Below are 21,398 nucleotides of genomic sequence, written 5' to 3'. Positions count from 1 at the left end.
TCTCTCCCTTGTACGCGATTTGGATTACGCATGAACTTCGAACACACCGGCCGCGCCCATGCCGCCGCCGATACACATCGAGACGACGCCGATGCCGCCTCCGCGGCGGCGCAGCTCGTGAATGAGCGTGGCGGACAGCTTCGTGCCCGTACACCCGAGGGGGTGGCCGAGCGCGATCGCGCCGCCGTTGACATTGACCTTCGCTTCGTCAAGCTCCAGCTGGCGAATGATGTGCACGCACTGCGAAGCGAAAGCCTCGTTAATCTCGAACAAGTCGACGTCGGCGAACGTCAGGCCTGCCATCTTCAGCGCCTTCGGGATCGCTTCGACCGGGCCGACGCCCATAATCTCCGGCTCGACGCCGGCGAGAGCGAACGAGCGGAACGTCGCCAGCGGCTGCAAGCCGAGCGCCTCGGCGCGCTCCCGGCTCATGAGCACTGCCGCAGCCGCGCCGTCGCTCATCTGCGACGCGTTGCCCGCCGTCACCGTGCCGCCGAGCTTGAACGCCGGCTTCAGCTTGCCGAGCGTCTCAAGCGTCGTATCGGCGCGGACGCCTTCGTCTTCCTCGAAGACGAACGTCCGGCTTCTCACCCTGCCGCCGTCGTCGACCTGTTGGAACTTGACCTGCACAGGCACGATCTCGTCGCGAAACTTGCCTTCGCGCAGCGCAGCCGCGGCCTTCGCATGAGAACGGGCGGCGAAGCGGTCCTGATCCTCGCGGCTCACGCCGAAGCGGTCGGCGACATGCTCGGCCGTATGGCCCATGCCGATGTACACCTGCGGCATTTGCTCCACGATCTTAGGGTTCGGCGACACCTTGAACCCGGTCATCGGCACGTGGCTCATGCTCTCCACGCCTCCGGCGATCAGCACATCCGCAGCGCCTACCATGATGCGCTCCGCCGCGAACGCGATCGACTGCAAGCCGGACGAGCAAAACCGGTTGACCGTCAACGCCGGCACCGTCGCCGGGAACCCGGCGTACAGCGACATGATGCGGGCGAAGTTGAGCCCCTGCTCGCCTTCCGGCATGGCGCAGCCGATGATGATGTCCTCGACGTCCTCCTTCTTCAGCCCGGGGGTCCGCTCCACGACGGCTTGCAGCACCGCCTTGCCCATATCTTCCGCGCGCGTCTGGGCGAAGCTGCCTTTCTTCGCCTTGCCGATCGCGGTTCGGGCGATCGATACGATTACCGCTTCTTTCATTCGCCTTCCCTCCTCTGTCGAATAGTCAGTTCCGCAGCGCTTTGCCCTTGGCCAGCATGTGCTGCATCCGGGCTTGCGTCTTCGGCTCGCCGCACAAGCTCAAGAACGCTTCGCGCTCCAGATCGAGCATGTATTGCTCCGTGACGAGCGAACCGGCCGGCACATCGCCGCCGGCAAGCACGTGAGCGAGCTTGTTCGCAATCTTCAAGTCGTGATCGCTGATGTAGCCTCCCTGCTTCATCCCGTAAGCGCCGAGCTGGAGAACGGCTTTGCCCTCTGCGCCGACGACGCGGATTTTCTCCTCCCGGATCGGCTCATAGCCGCCGCGCGCGAGGCCCAGCACGGACCGCTTCGCTTCGTAAATCAGATGCTCCTGATTCACGACGATACGGTCGGTCGGCTTGAACAAGCCGAGCTTCAACGCGTCATGGCCGCTCGTCGATACTTTCGCCATGCCGATCGTTTCGAACGCCTGGTTGATATACGGCTGCATATCCGCATCGGGATGCGTAACACGCTGGCTCGTGCGCAGCGCCAGCTCCTTGCAGCCGCCGCCGGCCGGAATCAGGCCCACGCCCGCCTCCACGAGGCCGAAATACGTCTCGGCCGCAGCCACGATCCGGTCCGCCGGCATGCAGGCTTCGACCCCGCCGCCGAGCGTCATCCGGTGCGGCGCCGCGACGACCGGCTTTTCGAACCGTTTCACCTTATACATCGTGTTCTGGAACAGGCGGATGATACCGTCGATTTCGTCCCATTCCTCGTCCTGGGCTTCCATGAGCAGAATCATAATATTCGCGCCTACGCAAAAGTTCCGTCCCTGATTGGCGATGACGAGGCCGTCGTAATTGCGTCGAACCTCCTCCAAACTCTGCTGGATCATCACCAAAATATCCGCGCCGATCGCATTGTTCGGCGAATGGAACTCCAGGCACGCCACCCCGTCGCCAAGATCGATCAGGCTTGCGCCGCTGTTCGACTTCACGACTTTGTTATGCTCCTTCAGCCGCTTCAACGAAATCTCTTCCGCAGGCGTTTCCAGCTGCTTATATTCGCCCCGGCTCACATAGAACGTCGCGCCTTCCTGCTTGCGGTAAAACGACGTGTGGCCTGCCGCCACCCAGTCCTTCACCCAAGCGGGCACCGCCGTTCCTTCCGCTTCCATGCGCTGCACCGACTTCGGCAATCCGATGGCATCCCACGTCTCAAACGGCCCAAGCTCCCAATTGAAGCCCCACTTCATCGCCTCGTCGATTTCCCGGACGGTATCCGCAATTTCGCCGAGCTTCTCGGCCGAATACACGAGCACCTTCTTGAGAATGTTCCACGCCAGCTCTGAGTAGCGATCGCCTGCGCCGATCAGCGCCTTCGTCTTCTCCTTCGCGCCTTTAGCGAGCTTCGCCGCTTCGAGCGAAGCGGAGGACGGCTTCTTCTGCGGCTCGTATTCCATCGCAGCTACGTTCAAAGAGAGAATTTCACTGCCGTTCGGACCCTTCTGCTTCAAATAAAAGCCTTGACCCGACTTCTCCCCGAGCCATCCCTTCTCCACCATGCCGCGCAGCGCCGCCGGGACGGCAAATACAGCTTTCTCCGCTTCGTCCTGCGTCGATTCGTATACGTTGTTCGCGACATGCACGAACGTATCGATTCCGACCAGATCGAGCGTGCGGAAGGTGGCGCTTTTCGGCCGGCCCATCGCAGGCCCGGTGACGGCATCCACCTCTTCGACGGCGAAGCCTTTGTCCAGCATTTCCTGCAGCGTCACGAGCAGCCCGTAGGTGCCGATCCGGTTGGCGATGAAATTCGGCGTATCCTTCGCCAATACGACGCCTTTGCCAAGGCGCTTTTCGCAAAATTCCCGCATCCCGCTGACGATGTCAGGTTCCGTGAGCTCGCCCGGAATCAGTTCAAGCAGCTTCATATACCGCGGCGGGTTGAAAAAGTGGGTGCCGAGGAAATGCCGCCTGAAAGATTCGCTGCAATCCGCCGACATGGCCTCGATCGAGATGCCCGACGTGTTTGAGCTGACAACCGTGCCGGGCTTCCAATGGGCTTCGACCCGGGACAACAGCCGCTGCTTGACCTCCAGATTTTCAACGACGACCTCAATGACCCAATCGACATCGGCGATTAACGCCAGATGATCGTCCAGATTGCCCGGCGTAATGCGGTCTGCGAACGCGTCGTCATACAGCGGCGAAGGCTTCGTCTTGCGAAGCTTCTCCACCGCCTGTGCGGCAAGCCGGCTGCGCACGGCCGCGTGCTCCAGCGTAAGCCCTTTGGCCGTCTCCTCATCCGTCGGCTGCTTCGGCACGATGTCCAGCAGCAAGCAGGGAATACCGGCGTTCGCCAAGTGGGCGGCAATGCCCGAACCCATCACACCGGACCCGATTACCGCCGCTTTACGTATCGATCTCATCATCATGGACCTACCTCCGTCTCAATGCGTAGTGGGAATTTGGGCATTTCCGGAGCCGAATACGGCTTGCTCCAGCAGCTCCGCGATATCTCTGGCTTTCACTCGGGATTCGACCTCCTTCATCTTCGTCCCGTCCTCCATCATCGTTAAGCAGTACGGACACGCGCTGCTGATGACCGTCGGGTTCGTGCGAAGCGCCTGCTCCGTCCGGGCCGCGTTGACACGCTTGCCGGACGTCTCTTCCATCCACATCATCCCGCCGCCGGCGCCGCAGCACATCCCGTTCTCACGGGTGCGCTCCATCTCGACGAGCTCCACCCCGGGAATCGCCCGCAGTACGCTGCGCGGCTGATCGTACACGTTGTTGTAGCGCCCAAGGTAACACGAATCGTGGTAGGTGACGCGCTCCTTCAGCTCATGCTGCGGCTTCAGCCGGCCGGTGCGGACCAGTTCGTCGAGCAGCTCCGAATGATGCTGCACCTCCACGCCCTCCAGGCCGAAGTCCGGATACTCGTGCTTGAGCGTGTTGAACGTATGCGGACAGGCGGTGACGATTCTCTTGACGCCGTATTTCTCGAATGCTGCGATATTTTCAGCGCACAGCTGCTGGAACAACATTTCGTTGCCGAGTCTGCGCGGCGTGTCGCCGGAGTTTTTCTCTTCATTGCCGAGAATCGCGAAGCTGACGCCAGCCTCATGCAGCAGCCGGACGAAGGCGCGGGAAACTTTACGGCTGCGCAGGTCGTACGAACCCATCGACCCGACGAAGAACAAATAGTCGAAGGCCGGGTTTTCCTTCACCGTCGGCACCGCCAGCCCTTCGATTTCGCCAGTCCATTTGCTCCGGTCGCTGCGGCTGAGACCCCACGGATTGCCTTGGCGTTCAATGTTTTGCATCGCGCGCTGCCCTTCATGCGGCATGCTGCCCTGCATCAGGACCAGGTGCCTGCGCAGGTCGACGATCTTGTCGACATGCTCGTTGCCGACCGGGCATTGGTCCTCGCAGTTGCGGCACGTCGTACAGGACCAAATTTCGTCCTCCGTCATCACATCGCCGATCAGCTCCACTTCCGTCGCCGATTTCCCGGTTTGCGTCTTCCACGAAGCCTGCTGCCACTGCAGTGTAGGGCGAATATCGGTTACAACGTCGTCACCCGCTCTCCAGCCGACGCCTTGATCGTCCATCGCAGTCATCATATGAGCGCCCGCGGACGAGCCAGCTGGCCCGGTAAAGGCGAATTCCGGCACCCAGGGCGACTTGGACGTCACGGCCGCGCCCTTCTCTACGAGATGGTCCCGCAGCTTCACGATCAGATGCATCGGCGACAGCGTCTTGCCGGTGTTCGACGCCGGGCATACGTTCGTACAGCGTCCGCATTCGACGCATGCATAGAAGTCAAGCATCTGCTTCTGCGTGAAATCTTCGATCCTGCCGACGCCGAACGATTCGGCCTCCTCGTTCTCGAGATCCAGCTTCTTCAAGCGGCCGACCGGCTCCTGGCGCCGGAACCAGATGTTGACCGGGGCCGTCATGATATGAAAGTGCTTCGATTGCGGCACATAGACCAGAAAGGCGAGCAGAATGAGCAGGTGAAGCCACCAGCCGGCGTAAAAGGCGGCCTTCGCCGCACCGGCGGACAAGCCGACGAACGATGCGGCGATCGCGGACGAAATCGGAGCGTAGGCGCTTGCCGTATGCCCGAGCCATACGCGTTCGAACGCAAGCGACAGCAGCACCGAGAGCATCAGGCCGAGGATGAAGAAGAGGACGAGGCTCGGCTTCCATCCCTTTTTCAACCGGGGCAGCTTCTCGGCATACCGGCGGAACGCCGCATACCCCATCGCGATCAGGATCGAGAAGACAGTCGCCTCCTGCAGCAGGCTGAACGCGTCGTAGCCCGGGATCGGCAGATTCTTTCCCCCGGTCAGTCCCTTAAAGATCAGATCCAAAGCCCCGAATTGCAGGATGATGAAGCCGTAGAAGATGACGAGATGCATGACGCCGCTTTTCCTGTCTTTCAGCAGCTTGGTTTGCCCGAAAATCTCGGCCATGAACGCCCCGGGCTTCTCGCGGCCCTGCCTTCTGAAATCGGCAGGCTGCCCGAGCTTCATATACAAATAACGGCGGTACACGGCTTTGCCGAACAAAAGGACGCCGTATCCGGTTACGGCCACAAACAACAGCGCGTTCACGATCTGCCACATCATCTCGCCCGACCTTCCTTTCAACTGATTTGGAAGCGGTTACAAACAGGTTTCATAAAAATCTTACGAGTGAAATACGTTGACAATAAGTACCGTTTCTCATAAGATTAGGATAATGAATGAGTATTCATTCAGTTATTTGAATCTTAACATCGGGGTGCCCGAAATGACAAGTAGGAAAAAAGAAAAATATCATTTTATTTTGGACGCCGCCTTGAAAGTGATTGCCGAGAACGGGTACCACAACGCACAAGTATCGCGGATCGCCAAGGAAGCCGGGGTCGCAGACGGGACGATTTATTTGTACTTCAAAAATAAGGAGGACATCCTTATTTCGCTGTTCCGGGACCGGCTCGGAGACCTCGTACAGCTGTTTCACGACAGTATTCAGGAAACCGATTCCGCGGATGAAGCGCTTCGCAAAATATGCGAAATTCACTTCACCCAGCTGGAGACGAACGTCAACCTGGCCTACGTGACCCAAATCGAGCTCCGGCAAAGTTCGATTGAGCTGCGCAAGGCGATCGGCGAAGTCGTGAAGACGTACATCGAGCTCATTGAGAAGGTGCTGCGGCAGGGCATCGACGCCGGCTTGTTCCGTGCCGATCTGGATGTGAAGCTGACCCGGCTGCTGGTGTTCGGAGCCATGGACGAGGTCGTCACGTCCTGGCTCATCTCCGGCCGCAAATATACGCTCGCGTCGCAGGTCGACAAAACCGTCGATTTTTTCATCAGAGGCTTGAAAGCATAGGTTCTCTATATTGTATGGGGAGGGGCAGTACACATGAACATTTATGTGCTGATGAAGCAGACGTTTGACACGGAGGAAAAGATCGTGATCGCGAACGGCGCCGTATCCGAGGACGGCGCGAAGTTTATCATCAACCCTTACGACGAGTACGCAGTGGAGGAAGCGATCCGCCAGAAGGAACGGCACGGCGGCGTCATTACGGTCGTCTCCGCAGGACCGGAGCGGACCGCCGAAGCGCTGCGGACCGCCTTGGCGATGGGCGCGGACGAAGCCGTGCTCATCACGGACGACCGGCTCTCCGGGGACGAGTATGCCGTATCCAGGGCGCTGGCCGCTTATCTCGGGCAGCAGCCCGCAGACCTCGTGCTCGGCGGCAACTTCTCGGTCGATACGGGCGCCGGTCAAGTCGCGGTTCGCGTCGCCCGGCTGCTGAACCTCGCGCATACGTCCTCGATCACGAAGCTGGACATCGCAGACGGGCGCGCCACCGTACTGCGCGACGCCGAGGGCGATACCGAGACGCTCGAAGTGACCCTCCCCGCCCTGTTTACCGCGCAGCAAGGCTTGAACGAACCGCGGTATCCGTCCCTGCCCGGCATCATGAAGGCAAAGAAGAAGCCGTTCCGGCAGCTGACTCTGGACGATCTCGGTTTGAGCGAGGCGGACATCGCGCCCCGGACGGTGCGCGAGTCGCTCTCGCTGCCGCCGGCGCGCCAGGCGGGTCAGCTGCTGTCCGGCGATCCGCAGCAGCAAGCCGCCCAACTCGTGCATCTGCTTCGTACGGAGGCGAAGGCGCTTTAATCGAAGCGCCCGACATTACGCATACCAAGGAGGGTTCACCCTATGAGCCAAACGTATATGATCGTCGCGGAAGTACGAGGCGGCAAGCTTCGTCAAGTCTCATTGGAAACGCTTCACGCCGCCGCTCTGGCCAAAAGCGAGGGCGACCGCATCACAGCCGTCCTGATCGGCCATCAGCTAGCCGAATTCGCGCAGGAGCTGTCCGGATACGGCGTCGATCAGGTCGTGACCGCGGATCACGCCGGGCTCGCGCACTACAACCCGGACACGTATTTCGCGGCTTTATCGGAGATGATCGACGCCGTTCAGCCGTGCGCCGTCTTCTTCGGGCATACCTCGACAGGCCGGGATTTGGCTCCGCAAGTCGCCGCCCTGCTCGGCGCCGGACAAATATCAGATGTGATCGCCCTGGAGAAGGACAGCTCCGGGCTGGTGTTCACACGGCCCCTGTATGCAGGCAAGGCGTTCGAGAAGAAGCGGTTCACGCAAGGACCGTTCGTCGTCACGATCCGGCCCAACAACATCTCCGCCGCCGCAGCTGTGCCCGGCTCGCAGGCCGAAATCGTGCAGACCGCTTACGTCCCTGCCGCCGATCTTCGCTCCGTCGTGAAGGACGTGGTGCATAAAGCTTCGGGCAAGGTCGATTTGACCGAAGCGAAAATCGTCGTCTCCGGCGGCCGCGGCGTCAAAAGCCAGGACGGCTTCAAGCCGCTCGAGCAGCTGGCTGAAGTGCTGAACGCCGCCGTTGGCGCTTCCCGCGGCGCATGCGACGCGGGATACTGCGACTATGCGCTGCAGATCGGCCAAACCGGCAAAGTGGTGACCCCGGAAATTTACATCGCCTGCGGCATCAGCGGCGCCATCCAGCATTTGGCCGGCATGAGCCAATCGCGCATCATCATTGCCATTAACAAAGATCCCGACGCACCGATCTTCCAAGTGGCCGATTACGGTATCGTCGGCGACCTGTTCGAGGTCGTGCCGCTCCTGACCGAGGAGTTCAAGAAAGCTTTGGCCTGACATCAACAAGAGCACCCTGACCATACGAGGTCAGGGTGCTCCACGAAACTTTCAACTCTTATGCGGTTACCACAACTCCGCCCTGCTGGTGGATACGGCAATCGCGCCGGCCTGGAATAAGGTGGCTACGTCCTCTTTCTTCTCAACGAACCCGCCAAGAATAATATCCACACCCGTTTCTTTCTTTACGGTTTCCAGCTTCGGATAAGAGAAGCTGGGGAGGATTTCAATATAGTCCGGCTTCACTTGCGCCGCAGCATGAATAATCGTTCTTATGGAATGAGAATCGATCAGAAAGCCCCGCTGAATGGCGCTCAACCCGTATTTCTTCGCATGAATCAAGGAAGAGGTTCTCGTACTGATCACGCCATCGATCTTGATCACTTTGGACAGAAAATGAATGGATGCCTCATCTTCCTTGATGCCTTTGACCATATCCAGATGGAGATAAATTTTCTTTTTCGCTCTTTTGACGCTTTCGACGATGCCTTGCAGCTGGATGAGCTCGCCTTCAAGCAGGAAAATCACATCTTGCGGCGCAGCGAGCGCCATTTCCAGCTCTTTAAAATTTCTTACGGCCGGTATAACCATATTTTTGATCATAACGCGTCCTCCACGTCCAGCTTATCTTCCTGACGTATGGATGGTGTCACTCTTCGTCCTTCTCCCATTCCATCGTTCGTTTCACGGCTTTCTTCCAGCCTTTGTACAGTTTCGTGCGGACTTCTTCCTCCATATTCGGCACGAACGTCGCATCCCCGCTCGCACGCTTCGCAATATCTCCTTTGTCCCAGAAGCCGACAGCGATCCCAGCCATATACGCCGCTCCGAGTGCCGTCGTTTCCGTCACCTGAGGCCTTTGTACGTTCACCCCCAGAAGGTCTGCCTGGAACTGCATCAGCAAATTGTTCGCCGTAGCTCCGCCGTCCACCCGCAGGGACTGCAGCTTCAATCCGGAGTCGCTTTCCATCGCGCTCAGGACGTCCTTCGTCTGGTAAGCCAGCGAGTTCAGCGTAGCTCTTATAATATGCTCCTTTTTGGTTCCCCGCGTTAAGCCGAACATGGCGCCTCTCGCGTACATATCCCAGTAGGGTGCGCCTAAACCGGCAAAAGCAGGCACAACGTACACGCCGTCGGTATCTTTGACTTTGCCGGCGTAAAACTCGGAGTCCGCCGCCGAATCGATCATTTTCAACCCGTCGCGAAGCCATTGCAGCGCTGCTCCGGCAATAAATATACTTCCTTCCAGCGCATACTCGACTTTGCCTTCCATGCCCCATGCGATCGTCGTCAACAGCCCGGACTTGGAGGCAACTGCCCGGTTTCCCGTATTCATCAGCATAAAGCAGCCTGTGCCGTACGTATTTTTGGCCATGCCCGATTCGAAGCAGGCTTGCCCGAACAGCGCCGCCTGCTGATCGCCCGCAACCCCGGCGATCGGAATTTCGGAGCCCCCGAATGTTTGCGGATCGGTGACCCCATAGAGGCCCGCGGACGGTTTGACTTCAGGCAGCATCGAGAATGGAATCCCAAGCTCCTTGAGCAGCTTTTCATCCCAGCACAGCTCTTTGATATTATACAGCATCGTACGGGCGGCGTTGGAATAGTCCGTGGCATGTATCTGCCCCCGCGTTAATTTCCAGATCAGCCATGTATCCACGGTGCCGAATAACAAATCGCCCCGCTGCGCTTTTTCCTTGGCTCCCTCGACGTTGTCCAGGATCCATTTGATCTTGGTGCCCGAGAAATAGGCATCGACGACAAGTCCCGTGTTGTCCCGAATGTAAGGCTCCAGACCTCTTTCCTTCAGCTCGTCGCAAATCCCCGCCGTTCTCCGGTCCTGCCATACGATTGCGTTGTATACGGGTTTTCCGTTATGTTTATCCCAGACGACCGTCGTTTCCCTCTGGTTCGTAATCCCGATCGATGCGACCTCCTGCGGGCGTATGCCGACGGTTTCCAGAACTTCCCGTGCTACCCCGCTTTGCGTTCCCCAAATTTCCATCGCATCGTGCTCGACCCAGCCGGCTTTCGGATACAACTGGGTGAACTCCTTTTGAGCCATGCCTACGATCGTTCCCGCTTTATCGAAGAGAATCGCCCGGGAGCTGGTCGTACCTTGGTCAAGGGCGAGTACATATTTCTTGTCCACACAAAAACCTCCTACTTATGTCTTGCTCCTGTCAAAGCACCCGTCATTTGCACGGCGTTGCATCCGGGAACCTGACTCCAGAAGAAATTCTCCGCACCGGCTGGCGCAATCGTCCCTTATCCATTCCGGCTAAATGGCTTTGGAGTAGTTCCGCTTGGTCTCATCGCGAGGCGTGACCGCATCCTGCATCTCTTGTTCCAATTCGCTCGCGTACCTTGCGGCGGTCTCTTCGTCCCACCCGAACATCATCTTCATGCAATGAACGACCTGGTCCTTATATGCCTTGGCCAGACCCATATGAAACAGGACGGCCCCTGACCGCCGAATCAGGAAATCGACCGGTTTTACCGACATTTCCTCCTGTACGGCATACATCAAGCTGAGATACAGGTCGAGAGGCAAACCATACTTCTCCGCCTCGGCCTTGCCATTTCCCGATTTTGCGATCTCCAAAATTTTATCGATATTAGAACCGTATAGCTGCGCCAATTTCCGGCCGCTCTCCAAGCTTAGCCCATATTGAAGCGCAAGTGTAGCCTTTTCTTCAACAAAATGCGCAAAATTCGAAGATCCGCCTACATCGCCGCCGGAGATAGGCAGCGTTTTGGTCCTGCAGGGTTGAAAGGTAAGCTGATATTCGTGATGAAGGTGCTCCGCAACCAGGTCGACGACCATCTCGGCCATCTTCCGGTAGCCGGTCAGCTTGCCGCCGGCGATCGTGATCAGCCCGGAGTCCGATTCCCAAATTTCATCTTTCCGTGAAATTTCAGAAGGGTCCTTGCCTTCCTCATAGATTAAAGGCCTTAAGCCGGCCCAGCTCGATTCAATGTCTTGCTCACGAATGCGCACATCAGGGAACATGTCATTGATGGCCTTGATCAAATAGCTTCGATCTTCCGTGGACATCTTCGGATGTGCGATATCCCCTTCATAAAAAGTATCCGTCGTCCCCACATAGGTTTTGCCGTTCCGGGGAATGGCAAAGACCATCCGCTTATCGGGAGTGTCAAAGTATATAGCCTGCTTCAACGGAAACCGGCTTTGATCAATGACGATATGCACGCCCTTCGTCAAGCGCAGCTGCTTCCCTTTTTTGGAATTGTCCTTCTCGCGCACCGTATCTACCCACGGCCCTGTTGCGTTTACAATCTTTTTGGCAAACAGCTGTATCGTTCTTCCCGACAACCGATCGATAACCTGGGCTCCGATTGCCTTGCCGTCCTCATACAAGAACTGCTCGACTTTCGCATAGTTCACAGCGAAAGCGCCAAAATCTACCGCGCGTTTAAGGACTTCGATCGTCAGTCTGGCATCGTCCGTCCGATACTCGACATAATAGCCGCTGCCTTTCAAGCCTTTCTTCTGGAGCAAGGGCTCCCTTTGGAGCGTCTCGCTGACATTCAGCATCTTGCGCCGCTCGTTCGGCTTCACGGCGGCTAAGTAATCATAAACCATTAAACCGATCGAGGTTGAAAAAGTGCCGAACGTTCCGCCTTTGTAGATCGGCAGCAGCATCCACTCCGGCTTCGTCACGTGCGGTCCGTTCTCGTACACGACGGCCCGTTCCTTGCCCACTTCCGCCACCATTTTGACTTCGAAGTTTTTCAAATAACGCAGTCCGCCATGAACCAGCTTCGTGGAGCGGCTGGATGTTCCCGCGGCGTAATCCTGCATCTCTACCAATGCGACCTTCATCCCCCGGTTAGCGGCGTCTAAGGCAATACCGCTGCCTGTAATTCCGCCGCCTATCACTAATAAATCCACATGCATACCGTTTATTTGGTCTAATAAGGCGTCACGATCGAGCCCTGAAAATTTGGATGGCATCTGCTAAAACTCCCTCGCCGTTTGATTTACATGGTTGACGGAAACACAAAAATCCACACCCATTCGTATCCTTATTATGCCTAAGGATACCAAAAAGTGTGGATCTCAACATTCTCCGTCACATTGTATTTACTTGATACTAATCATAGTATTAGATGCAGCCGCTGTCAAGGGAAATGATCAGGGGCGTGCCTGGATTCGCCTTTCGTCAAGCGGGCGCTACGGCTTGCTCAACCTGCGGACCCATTCCGACAAGCGCTCTTTGCCGTTCACATAAATACGCTTCAGCTCCAGAGGCGGCTGCGCCGAAGTGGTCCAGCCTTGCCGGATTGTAAAGGCGTAACGGAACCCGGCTTCCTCCAGCACGGACAACGTGGTCTTGTTGAATTCGCCGTACGGGTAACAGAAGACGTCGGCCTTCGTCCCGAGCTTCTCCTCAATGAGCCGGCGCGCTTCCGTAATTTCCTCCTTCTGCTTCTCGGGAGAAAGCTTGGGCAGATGCGGGTGCGTCATGCCGTGCGGCTGAATATCCCAGCCCGACTCGTGCATTTGCTTCACCTGCTCCCAGTTCAGGTAACCGTCCTGACCTGCGACGCCGGGGGACATGAACAGCGTTGCGGGAAATTGATGCTTCTGCAGCACAGGCATCGCGTGCTCGAAGTTGTCTTCGTAACCGTCATCGAACGTCAGCAGCACGGGCTTCGGGGGAGCCGGCTTCTTTTTCTCAAGGATCAGGATAAATTCGGTTAAGGAGAGCGGCGTAAATCCGTGCTCGGCCAAATACGACATTTGAGCGGCGAACTTGTCCGGAGCAAGCACCAGCGAATTGCCCGGATCGTGACCGATGCTGTGGTAGTTGAGCACGGGCATGGATACCGTCTTCTTGTCTAGCGCAGCGGGGAAGGCTTCCGCCTCCGCGTTCGCGGAGGACCCGGCGTACACGACGGCCGTTACAGCCTCACGGCCTTCCGCAGCCGCTTCCGCCGGGGCTTGGGAGGCCGCCGCGGACGCAGCCGTCTCGTTGACGCCGGGCGATGGCGCCGGGGCTTCGGGCGGCGACGTTGCCGCAGGCGGCGCATCGCCGGCAGCGCCAGCGTCTGCGGCGTCCGTGTCCGCCGCGGACGCAAGCGCCGCTGCTGCAGAAGGCGGCACAGCCGCATCCGGTTCCGCAGGCGGCAACGTCTCCTGCCGGGCACCGCCGCAGTGAGGGGCGCTTCCCGCCCCGGCGGCGAGCCGGCTGAGGAAGTGCAGCCGGCGGCCCATAAACCGACGCCGGCCAGGACAGATAGCGATAGAGCGGAAGCCAGCTTACTTTTCATACGAATCCTCCCGCGCAAGAGTAATAAGCGAAGCCGGCAGCCTGTTTGCATGCTGGACATTCATGTCATTTTGATCCTCTTAGGTAAGGCTATACGACTCATTCTTACAATATGTATGCGGGCTGTCCGTGTTATTATTTCTCCATCGTCGAATAAATTCCTTTGCCCGCTTCGAAATCATGAGCTGCTCGGATGACGAACGGCAGCACTTGCGCGCTCACGGCCAAAAAGCGGAACGCCGTGCGCCGCAGCGCCCGAACATTCCGCTTCTGACCAGCCTGCCGCATCTAGTTCGCATGAGCTCTGCCCGTCACCCAGTTCCCTTGCCGGAACAACGGCTCTCGCTTGCCGTCCGGCAGCTCTCCGTCAATATCGAGCTCGGCCGATCCGACCATAAAGTCGACATGCGTCAGACTGACATTCGCGCCCTTCGCCAGCAGCTCCTCCTGCGTCATTCGCGTACCGCCCTCCAGCGTAAAAGGATACGCGCTGCCGATGGCAAAATGGCACGAGGCGTTCTCGTCGATCCCGGTGTTGTAAAACACCCGGTTCAAATTCGATATCGGCGAGTCGTGCGGAACAAGCGCGACTTCCCCCAGATAACGGGCTCCCTCGTCGGTTTCCAGCAGTGCGGTTAAATAGTCCAAACCCGCTTCCGCCGAATAATCGACGATCCGGCCGTTCTCAAAGGTGAGCGAAAAGCCTTCCACCAGCCGGCCATTCAAATTGAGCGGCTTCGTACTCGTCACCGTCCCGTGGACTCCCAGGCGATGAGGCAGCGTATACACTTCTTCGGTAGGCAGATTGGCTACGAAATAAACGCCCTGATCGTCGGTTGTGCCGCCGCCATGCCAAATATGGCCCTCCGGCAGCTCTACGGACAAGTCGGTGCCCGGTGCCCGGTAATGCAGCTTTTTATATTTCTTCGCATTCAAATCGTCTTTCGCCGTCTTCAGCCGGTCGATATGCTCTTGCCACGCCGCGATCGGATCCTCCCGATCCACCCGGTTCATCTTGAAAATGGTGTCCCACATCGCCTGAATCCGCTCATCCTCCGGCAGATCGGCAAATACTTTGGCCGCCCATGCGCGGGTCGGAGCTTTCACCAAGCACCAGCTGAACTTTTTATTGCGTACATAGCCTTGAAACTTTTGGCGCGCCACAGCGGCCGCTTTCGTGGCAGCCGTTACTTTATGCGAGTCAACGCCCTTGTATAATTCGGGGTCGGGCACTTTGATGTTCAGCAGCGCTCCCCCGCCTTCTGCGAGCTGTTCCATCATTTGCGCAGTCCACGCCGGGTAATAAGAAAACGACTCGTCCGGCGCATAAGCGAAACGGGTTTTCGTCACTTCCTCGTCGTCCCACTGCACCTGAACATATTTGGCTCCCGCTTGATACGCTTTTTGCACCACCTTGCGGGTAAACCCGGCGGCTTCGAGCGGCGATTCCACCAGCAGCACCTGACCCGGTTGAATGTTGACGCCGACGCGTACGACGAGCTCCGCATATTTTTCCAGATGTTGTTCAAATTCGTTGCTAGCCATCTGCCTTACCTCCTCGTCCGAAAGTTCAAAATGTATATCCGTTAGTATACGCCAAAATGATGAATGAGCCCAAAGTCAGTTCAATATACGGAGCAGCACGCGCTCGTACAAGTTCCATGGCAGCAGCGCTTTCGCCCGCAGCGCGATTTTGGCGCCCCTGCCAAGCGGGTACCGCAAACTCGGGTTGGACAAAGCAACCACCCCGGCGATCCGATCGGCCACTTCCCGGGGGTCGGGCGCCGCTTGCGCGGCCTGCCGCGAATAACGCAGGACGCGCGCGAGCGGCTCGCGGTAGGGAGACGTGGCTGACGTGCAGATCGTATCAAAGCCTTTCTGCCAAATCGCAGTGCGGTAAGCGCCCGGCTCGATCAGGACGACGCGTACGCCGTACGGTCTCATCTCCAATCGCAGCGATTCGCTGAACCCTTCGACCGCGAACTTGGACGCGGCATAAGCCGAGTATCCCGGGAAAGCCGAACGGCCGCTGATGCTGCTTACATTGACGATACAGCCGGAACGGCGCTCTCGCATATGCGGCAGCACCGCTTTCGTGACGGCGACCAAACCGAAGAAGTTCGTCTCCAGCTGCTCGCGGAACCGCTCCATCGGCACATCCTCGACGAACCCGCCGACGGCCATGCCGGCGTTGTTCACCAGCGCGTCGATCCGCCCGTACCGCTCCGTTACGGCAGCGACGGCCAGCTCAATCGATTCCGGCTTGGTCACGTCAAGCGGCATCGTTTCGATCAGCTCCCCTACGCCGTCCCGCACCGCCCGTTCCAGCAGATGTTCGCGGGCTGCCACGTTACGCATCGTGGCGACGACCCGATATCCCCGGCGCGCCAGCGTCACCGAAACGAGCAGGCCGAACCCGCTGGAAGCCCCTGTGACGAGCGCTACGGGCCGTTTGGCATCAAGGTTCTCCTTGCCCATCTTCATGACCTCCTCCGTTTCAACCAGCAGATGTTCATTAACGGCATCCCGTCTGCTCTCATCATACTTGGGATGGGCTGAGGGGACAAGCGAGGGGACAAGCGCAGCCCCCTGCCGATCCGCATTTTCCCGGGCCAACCGCCTGCGGGCGGGTGTCCTTCCCGCTGCTTTCAAGCGCGTATTCGTCGGACTTCACATCCAAACAATATTTATCGATACGACATTAACTGACATATTTTTCAACTATCTCGATATATAATATAACAGGTAACCCATATTATGGAATAAATGAACAGGAGTAAAGACAAGAATGAGTAACAATGTGATGGACGCCATACTGGAATCTCAAGAACGCTGTAAACAAATCGGATTAAATCCTGCTCTTATTCCATCCCCTTCCAAGAAACTGTCAGCTCGTGAACTATATAACCGACGCATGAAATATGACGAGCTGCTGTCCGTCATGAGCCTCTTTGCCGGGCGGGTCATCCACTTGTTGTCGCACACCCCGATCCTTCTCGTTCTAACCGACGAGCAAGGATTTATTCTTGAAATGTACGGCGACCAGTTAATTAAGAAAACCGTCATGGATCTCGGCATCATCAAGGGCATTCAATACAGCGAAGAAGATATGGGCACGAATTCGGTACATCTTGCCTTACAGGTCGACGCGCCGGTGGCCATTATCGGGGAAGAGCACTACCATCAGGCGCTTCATCAATCGGCTTGTTACAGCGTCCCGTTTCATTTCTGCAGCATATTCCCGCTTTCGGGAACGATTTCGTTATTGACTACTCTGGAGCAGAACAACCCGATTTATTTGACGCTGCTCAGCAACATTGTCGATTCGATCGAACGGGAGATCCTGCTGATCAAAAATAATCGTCAGCTCGACCTGCTCAACCGCATATTAATCGAAAATATGCGCTACGGGATCATCATTACCGACGTTTACGGCCGCATTACGGAATCCAGCCCGTTCATCGAACAAATTACGCAAAGCGCGAAGGCCGATCTGATCGGCTGCTCCGTGTTCGACATCGATCCGTTCGGCCGATATATGTTTGAAGTGCTGCAGCACGGCAAATCCTTTGAAAATGTGGAAATTACGTTCGGCAATCCGCTGAACGGCGGACTCGTCTGCCAATTCGACAGTTATATCATTTATGACGAGCACCGCCGGACCAAAGGCATGTGCGCGCAGTTTCGCGACATTACCGAGCGCCATATGCTCGAGAAGCAAATTATCGCCGCCGAGAAATATTCCGCCATCGGCAAGCTGGCGGCCGGACTCGCCCACGAAATCCGCAATCCGCTCACGTCCATTATCGGATTTATCAAGATGTTCAAATCAGGCGCTGTCCCCCCGGAGAAAGAAAAGCTGTATATCGATATGGTGTACAGCGAGCTGCTCGGATTAAACGACCTCGTTTCGCAATTTGTGCTGATGGCCAAGCCCAGCGTACCCGACCGCAAGCAGATCGATATTCAATCCCTCGTCGAAGATACGCTGCATTTCATGGAAAGCCAGTTTATTATGAAAAACGCTTACGTTCAATACCCCCTAAGCGGTCAACCGATCTACCTGCATGCCGACCCCGCGCAAATCAAACAAGTGCTCATTAATATATTGCAAAATGCCCTGGAAGCTTTACACGAGAAAGGTACGATCCAAGTCAGCATCGAACGCGACGATAAGCATGTGCGGATTCGAATCGAAGATAACGGTATCGGGTTAACCGAGAACGAGCTGAAGCAAATATTGCATCCTTTCTTTTCCACCAAGGAGAACGGGCTTGGGCTCGGGCTGTCCGTCAGCTACCGCATTATCGAAAACCATGGCGGCACGATCGATATCACCTCTACGAAATATGTCGGGACGACGATGACCGTCGTGCTTCCGCTGCCCTCAGCGCAGCCGCCGTACAGCAAGTAAAGCTGCATAGGTTACGCACGCTTGTATACGCCAAGAAGAACCGTCCGCTCTGAACTGGTCAAGTTTTTGTAGACAGAGATATTAAAGCCGCTAAGCGCACTCCTTCCTGTAGGGAATGGGTGCGTTGTTTTTTAATCTAGATTGAGGCCTTTCGTTATTGTGAAAGAGCGCATGAACATACACAGCCTCCCGTAGTTCCTCTGGACTCCCAGGGCGGTAGTCTACGTACAGCTCATTCTTAAACCAACCAAAGAAGCTTTCGACGGGGAGGCGGTTCACTCCATCCGACCAAGCTTTAGCTACAGGCGTGTCACGGATCGACTTCGCAAGGATGGCTGGTGGACAAGTAAATAACGTGTACTCAAGGCCATGCAGCGGCTAGGAATTCAGGCAAGGCTTCGAAAAAAGCAAAACCACAGAGTAGGAACGGAGCATCATTCCGTCGGTAATGTCCTGAATCGGAACTTTACTGCTACACGCCCCATGGAAAAGATCGTTACCGATGTTACATACTTGTATAGTCGCGGTACCGTTCAATACTTGTCTGTCTTCGTTGATCTCTACAACAATGAGATTTTGGAACTTGAAGTCAGCGACAGGAACGATCTTGAGCTTGTCATACGTCCACTCCAAAGACTGCTTTCCACCAAAAAGAGCGATTTTGGAGCTTTTTTAATTGTGCGATCTCCAATTTTAGTTTCGCGTTCTCGTACTGTAATCGTTCCATCTCGGAAGTGAAGGTCGTTTTAGGTCTGCCAATAGCAGGCGTTCCCTTAGGTCTGCCCTTCGCTTTAGGCTGTAAGCCGCTCGCACCATGCTCGATATAGATTGTCCTCCAACTACGGATAAGCCTTGGTTCTAATTGGTGCTGGACAGCCAGTATTTCTATGGATATGCCTTCTTTAAGATGCTGTTCCACAAGCCTTACTTTAAACTCCTGCGAATGTTTACGATGGATGGATCCTTTTTTGGACATGAAAAAACAACCCCCTAGGTAGACTTTTTCGGCTTTTTAATGCCATGTCTACATAGAGGGTAGCAGTTCAAACACGGACGGTTCTTCTTGGCTGCACTCCGCAGGTTACGCGCGCGCTTCCGTTTCCACACTCACGCCCCGCTCTTGATAAATCCTCATGACGACCTGCAGCGCGCCGATCGCTTTCGGGAACCCCACGTAAGCGGAGCAATGCATGAGAAGCTCCACGATGTCCACCGGCCGTACCCCGACGTTCAACGCCGCATGGACATGAAAGTCCAGCTGATCGACCGCGCCTTGCGTAACGAGCGACGATAGCGTAATCAGCTCCCGCTGCTTCTCGTCCAGCGCAGGTCTCGTATAGATGTCGCCGAAACCGTTCATGACAATGAGCTCCTCGAACGCCGGGTAAAAGCCGCGAATCGCTTCAAGCGGCGGAAACTGTTCCAGTCCGGTAAGCTTGGACATGACTTGTTTGCCTTGTAAATAACGATCTTCGCTCATAGACAGCTCCTCCTTGATGGCATGCATTAGTCTAACGTTAACAATCGGGTTAAAATCGGCGGAATTTCCAACGGATCGACCATGATCTCGATAACCGTCGGTCCGTTATGCCGCAAAGCTACGGTAACAGCCGTTCGCACCTGATCGGCGTCGAAGCACCGGTGGCCGGCCGCTCCCAAGGACTGCGCAAACATCACCGCATCAAGCGGCGCCGTATAAATCGCCCCCACGCTGCGACCGGTATTGTAAGACATCCCTTTATCGACCATGTCCAGCCTTCCGTTGTTCAGTACGACGAAGATAACGGGGAGCCGGTGATTGGCTGCCGTAGACACTTCGGTGCCGTGCATCATGATGCAGCCGTCCCCCGTTAAACACACGACGGTGCGGTCCGGAGCAGCCGCTTTCGCGCCGATCGCATAACCGATCGCATGGCCCATCGCGCCGAACACGTCATCGAACACAAAGGTCCCGGCTTGCTCGACAGCGAAATGCTGAAGCGCGTAGAACGTATGGCTGCCGTCGTCGCCAAAAACGATAGCATCGGAGGGCAAAGCGTCGCGCAACGCACGAACGGCGTCAACCGCCGACAACACGCCGGCCTCCGCATCGCTTAGAGGCGTTTCCTCGACCTCTCCGGCCGTTGCCGCGGCTGCCGCTTGCGCCGCCGTATGCTCCAGCTCGATGAATCCGGCGCCTTTCTTCAACCGCGCGTTCATACGCTGCAAGTTTTCCTTGGCGTCACCCAGCACAAGGCACGTCTTGACCGGCAGCGCCTTGCCGACGAAGGTCGCATCGCAATCGAAGTGGATCACCTGCTGCGGCATCATCTCCGGGGTGAACCCGGACAAGGTCATATCGCTCAATTTGCTGCCGACGACGATCATCAGATCCACACCCGATTTCAAATACTGCCGCGCGGCTTCCGTACCGCCTAAACCGAAGTTGCCGAGGCAAAGCGGGTGCGAGGTCGGGAACGCTCCTTTGCCGCCCGGACTTAAGATGACCGGGAGCCGGAAGCTTTCGGCCAGCGTGCGCACCTCCTCATACGCGTTCGCCGCCATGACGCCTTTGCCAAGCAGGAGAACCGGCTTCCGCGCGTTTCCGATGAGCTCGATCGCATCATCGAGATTCGGCGAGATCAGCTTCGGGATGTGCGTCGGCAAGGGAATGGAGAACGGTTCGATGGACGCTGTCAAGATGTCGAAAGGAATGCACAAATGCGCGGGACCTTTTATGCCGGAGCAAGCTTTCTCAATCGCATGCTGCACATACCGCTGCACCAAATCCGCACGCTCCACTCGTGCGCTGAAAAGCGTGACGGGTTCGAACATTTTCACCAGATCCGTACCGAATAGACTCGAGTCTTGTCCCATCGCCTTTCCCGAGTCTTCCGCCGAAGGTTGTCCGGTCAGGATCAACAAGGGGACATGATACGCCTTCGCTTGTCCGGCCGCCGTCAATAAATTCGTTCCGCCCGGCCCTGACGTGCCGACGGCCACACCCAACGTCCGATTCATCATGGCGTAGCCGGATGCCGCGAACCCCGCTCCCGACTCGTGCCGGGTCAAGACGAACTCGATGCCTTCCGCATCAAAATCCAACATAATCGGGGATATGGGTTTACCAGGAATGCCGAAAATATGGTCGACTCCCCATTTTTTAAAATTTGCCGCCAGTACTTGAGTAACTCGCATCGCTCTCTTCTCCTCTGTCTCTATAATGCCTTACTGGGGAAATGCAGGCAGGCTTAAATTCGGAAGCCGGAATAGGCGGGCAGGCGCTCGCTCTGCCTGCATCCATGC

At 56.9% G+C, this 21,398-nt stretch carries 18 protein-coding genes; 4 read left to right on the top strand and 14 right to left on the bottom strand.

Going from position 1 to position 21,398, the window contains the following annotated elements:
* Positions 1 to 24: 24 nt before the first annotated feature.
* The 3 genes from JMF85_RS12865 to JMF85_RS12855 are packed head-to-tail and all read right to left on the bottom strand — an operon-like array spanning position 25 to position 5,833.
* A complete protein-coding gene (locus JMF85_RS12865; protein WP_127607426.1) occupies positions 25 to 1,206 on the bottom strand; it encodes an acetyl-CoA C-acyltransferase in 1,182 nt (393 codons plus the stop codon).
* Positions 1,207 to 1,231: 25 nt separating this feature from the next.
* Entirely contained in the window at positions 1,232 to 3,628 is a 2,397-nt protein-coding gene (locus JMF85_RS12860) for a 3-hydroxyacyl-CoA dehydrogenase/enoyl-CoA hydratase family protein (protein WP_201318374.1), read from the bottom strand.
* 18 nt (positions 3,629 to 3,646) lie between these two features.
* Positions 3,647 to 5,833: a (Fe-S)-binding protein gene (locus JMF85_RS12855; protein ID WP_201318332.1), complete on the bottom strand. Its 2,187-nt coding sequence runs from the start codon at positions 5,831 to 5,833 to the stop codon at positions 3,647 to 3,649.
* Between the two features lie 163 nt (positions 5,834 to 5,996).
* Here JMF85_RS12855 and JMF85_RS12850 point away from each other — a divergent pair, with 163 nt between their 5' ends.
* From JMF85_RS12850 to JMF85_RS12840, 3 genes are read left to right on the top strand one after another with little or no spacing between them, the layout of a single operon-like run.
* Positions 5,997 to 6,581: a fatty acid metabolism transcriptional regulator FadR gene (locus JMF85_RS12850; RefSeq protein ID WP_054798451.1), complete on the top strand. Its 585-nt coding sequence runs from the start codon at positions 5,997 to 5,999 to the stop codon at positions 6,579 to 6,581.
* 33 nt (positions 6,582 to 6,614) lie between these two features.
* Entirely contained in the window at positions 6,615 to 7,382 is a 768-nt protein-coding gene (locus tag JMF85_RS12845) for an electron transfer flavoprotein subunit beta/FixA family protein (protein ID WP_054798450.1), read from the top strand.
* Between the two features lie 42 nt (positions 7,383 to 7,424).
* The gene (locus tag JMF85_RS12840) at positions 7,425 to 8,402 is read left to right on the top strand and encodes an electron transfer flavoprotein subunit alpha/FixB family protein (protein ID WP_201318331.1); all 978 of its coding nucleotides are present in this window, start codon (positions 7,425 to 7,427) and stop codon (positions 8,400 to 8,402) included.
* A 66-nt stretch (positions 8,403 to 8,468) separates the two neighbouring features.
* Here the strand turns inward: JMF85_RS12840 and JMF85_RS12835 are convergent, their stop codons facing one another.
* The 7 genes from JMF85_RS12835 to JMF85_RS12805 all read right to left on the bottom strand — a co-directional run bounded on the left by JMF85_RS12835 (position 8,469) and on the right by JMF85_RS12805 (position 16,177).
* Positions 8,469 to 9,005, bottom strand: coding sequence for a glycerol-3-phosphate responsive antiterminator (locus JMF85_RS12835; protein WP_054798448.1), 537 nt, complete (start codon positions 9,003 to 9,005; stop codon positions 8,469 to 8,471).
* A 46-nt stretch (positions 9,006 to 9,051) separates the two neighbouring features.
* Positions 9,052 to 10,554, bottom strand: a complete 1,503-nt coding sequence (gene glpK, locus JMF85_RS12830) for a glycerol kinase GlpK (protein ID WP_054798447.1) — start codon at positions 10,552 to 10,554, stop codon at positions 9,052 to 9,054.
* 129 nt (positions 10,555 to 10,683) lie between these two features.
* The gene (locus JMF85_RS12825) at positions 10,684 to 12,381 is read right to left on the bottom strand and encodes a glycerol-3-phosphate dehydrogenase/oxidase (RefSeq protein WP_201318330.1); all 1,698 of its coding nucleotides are present in this window, start codon (positions 12,379 to 12,381) and stop codon (positions 10,684 to 10,686) included.
* A gap of 219 nt (positions 12,382 to 12,600) precedes the next feature.
* On the bottom strand, positions 12,601 to 13,644 hold the full coding sequence (locus tag JMF85_RS28065; protein ID WP_236595844.1) for a polysaccharide deacetylase family protein: 1,044 nt from the start codon (positions 13,642 to 13,644) through the stop codon (positions 12,601 to 12,603).
* Positions 13,645 to 13,834: 190 nt separating this feature from the next.
* Positions 13,835 to 13,987 (bottom strand): hypothetical protein, encoded by a 153-nt coding sequence (locus tag JMF85_RS12815; protein WP_155613859.1) that lies wholly within the window; start codon positions 13,985 to 13,987, stop codon positions 13,835 to 13,837.
* The gene (locus tag JMF85_RS12810) at positions 13,988 to 15,244 is read right to left on the bottom strand and encodes an aminopeptidase (protein ID WP_201318329.1); all 1,257 of its coding nucleotides are present in this window, start codon (positions 15,242 to 15,244) and stop codon (positions 13,988 to 13,990) included.
* 75 nt (positions 15,245 to 15,319) lie between these two features.
* Positions 15,320 to 16,177 carry an SDR family oxidoreductase gene (locus JMF85_RS12805; RefSeq protein ID WP_397375990.1) on the bottom strand — a complete coding sequence of 286 codons (858 nt, stop codon included), beginning with the start codon at positions 16,175 to 16,177 and terminating at the stop codon, positions 15,320 to 15,322.
* A 310-nt stretch (positions 16,178 to 16,487) separates the two neighbouring features.
* Between JMF85_RS12805 and JMF85_RS12800 the strand changes: the two genes are divergently transcribed.
* On the top strand, positions 16,488 to 18,113 hold the full coding sequence (locus tag JMF85_RS12800) for an ATP-binding protein (RefSeq protein ID WP_127607434.1): 1,626 nt from the start codon (positions 16,488 to 16,490) through the stop codon (positions 18,111 to 18,113).
* 90 nt (positions 18,114 to 18,203) lie between these two features.
* Here the strand turns inward: JMF85_RS12800 and JMF85_RS28650 are convergent, their stop codons facing one another.
* The 4 genes from JMF85_RS28650 to JMF85_RS12780 form a co-directional block, all read right to left on the bottom strand.
* Entirely contained in the window at positions 18,204 to 18,392 is a 189-nt protein-coding gene (locus JMF85_RS28650) for an IS3 family transposase (RefSeq protein ID WP_201318328.1), read from the bottom strand.
* 337 nt (positions 18,393 to 18,729) lie between these two features.
* A complete protein-coding gene (locus JMF85_RS12790; protein ID WP_127607436.1) occupies positions 18,730 to 19,089 on the bottom strand; it encodes a transposase in 360 nt (119 codons plus the stop codon).
* 105 nt (positions 19,090 to 19,194) lie between these two features.
* On the bottom strand, positions 19,195 to 19,593 hold the full coding sequence (locus JMF85_RS12785; RefSeq protein ID WP_054797939.1) for a carboxymuconolactone decarboxylase family protein: 399 nt from the start codon (positions 19,591 to 19,593) through the stop codon (positions 19,195 to 19,197).
* Positions 19,594 to 19,619: 26 nt separating this feature from the next.
* On the bottom strand, positions 19,620 to 21,290 hold the full coding sequence (locus JMF85_RS12780) for a thiamine pyrophosphate-binding protein (RefSeq protein WP_127607438.1): 1,671 nt from the start codon (positions 21,288 to 21,290) through the stop codon (positions 19,620 to 19,622).
* Positions 21,291 to 21,398: the final 108 nt, after the last annotated feature.

Source organism: Paenibacillus sp. EPM92 (genome assembly GCF_016586185.1).
In the GTDB taxonomy this organism is placed as follows: Bacteria; Bacillota; Bacilli; order Paenibacillales; family NBRC-103111; genus Paenibacillus_G; species Paenibacillus_G validus.
Note: the sequence above shows the minus strand (reverse complement) of the source record. Positions and strands in the feature narration are given on the sequence as shown.

Coding starts and splice junctions, on each gene's coding strand:
- JMF85_RS12840 (WP_201318331.1), top strand. CDS start 7,425: ATGAGCCAAACGTATATGATCGTCGCGGAAGTACGAGGCGGCAAGCTT.
- JMF85_RS28065 (WP_236595844.1), bottom strand. CDS start 13,644: ATGGGCCGCCGGCTGCACTTCCTCAGCCGGCTCGCCGCCGGGGCGGGA.
- JMF85_RS12825 (WP_201318330.1), bottom strand. CDS start 12,381: ATGCCATCCAAATTTTCAGGGCTCGATCGTGACGCCTTATTAGACCAA.
- JMF85_RS12855 (WP_201318332.1), bottom strand. CDS start 5,833: ATGATGTGGCAGATCGTGAACGCGCTGTTGTTTGTGGCCGTAACCGGA.
- JMF85_RS12780 (WP_127607438.1), bottom strand. CDS start 21,290: ATGCGAGTTACTCAAGTACTGGCGGCAAATTTTAAAAAATGGGGAGTC.
- JMF85_RS12850 (WP_054798451.1), top strand. CDS start 5,997: ATGACAAGTAGGAAAAAAGAAAAATATCATTTTATTTTGGACGCCGCC.
- JMF85_RS12835 (WP_054798448.1), bottom strand. CDS start 9,005: ATGATCAAAAATATGGTTATACCGGCCGTAAGAAATTTTAAAGAGCTG.
- JMF85_RS12860 (WP_201318374.1), bottom strand. CDS start 3,628: ATGATGAGATCGATACGTAAAGCGGCGGTAATCGGGTCCGGTGTGATG.
- JMF85_RS12800 (WP_127607434.1), top strand. CDS start 16,488: ATGAGTAACAATGTGATGGACGCCATACTGGAATCTCAAGAACGCTGT.
- JMF85_RS12810 (WP_201318329.1), bottom strand. CDS start 15,244: ATGGCTAGCAACGAATTTGAACAACATCTGGAAAAATATGCGGAGCTC.
- JMF85_RS12815 (WP_155613859.1), bottom strand. CDS start 13,987: ATGCGGCAGGCTGGTCAGAAGCGGAATGTTCGGGCGCTGCGGCGCACG.
- JMF85_RS12790 (WP_127607436.1), bottom strand. CDS start 19,089: ATGTCCAAAAAAGGATCCATCCATCGTAAACATTCGCAGGAGTTTAAA.
- JMF85_RS12865 (WP_127607426.1), bottom strand. CDS start 1,206: ATGAAAGAAGCGGTAATCGTATCGATCGCCCGAACCGCGATCGGCAAG.
- JMF85_RS12845 (WP_054798450.1), top strand. CDS start 6,615: ATGAACATTTATGTGCTGATGAAGCAGACGTTTGACACGGAGGAAAAG.
- JMF85_RS12785 (WP_054797939.1), bottom strand. CDS start 19,593: ATGAGCGAAGATCGTTATTTACAAGGCAAACAAGTCATGTCCAAGCTT.
- JMF85_RS12805 (WP_397375990.1), bottom strand. CDS start 16,177: ATGGGCAAGGAGAACCTTGATGCCAAACGGCCCGTAGCGCTCGTCACA.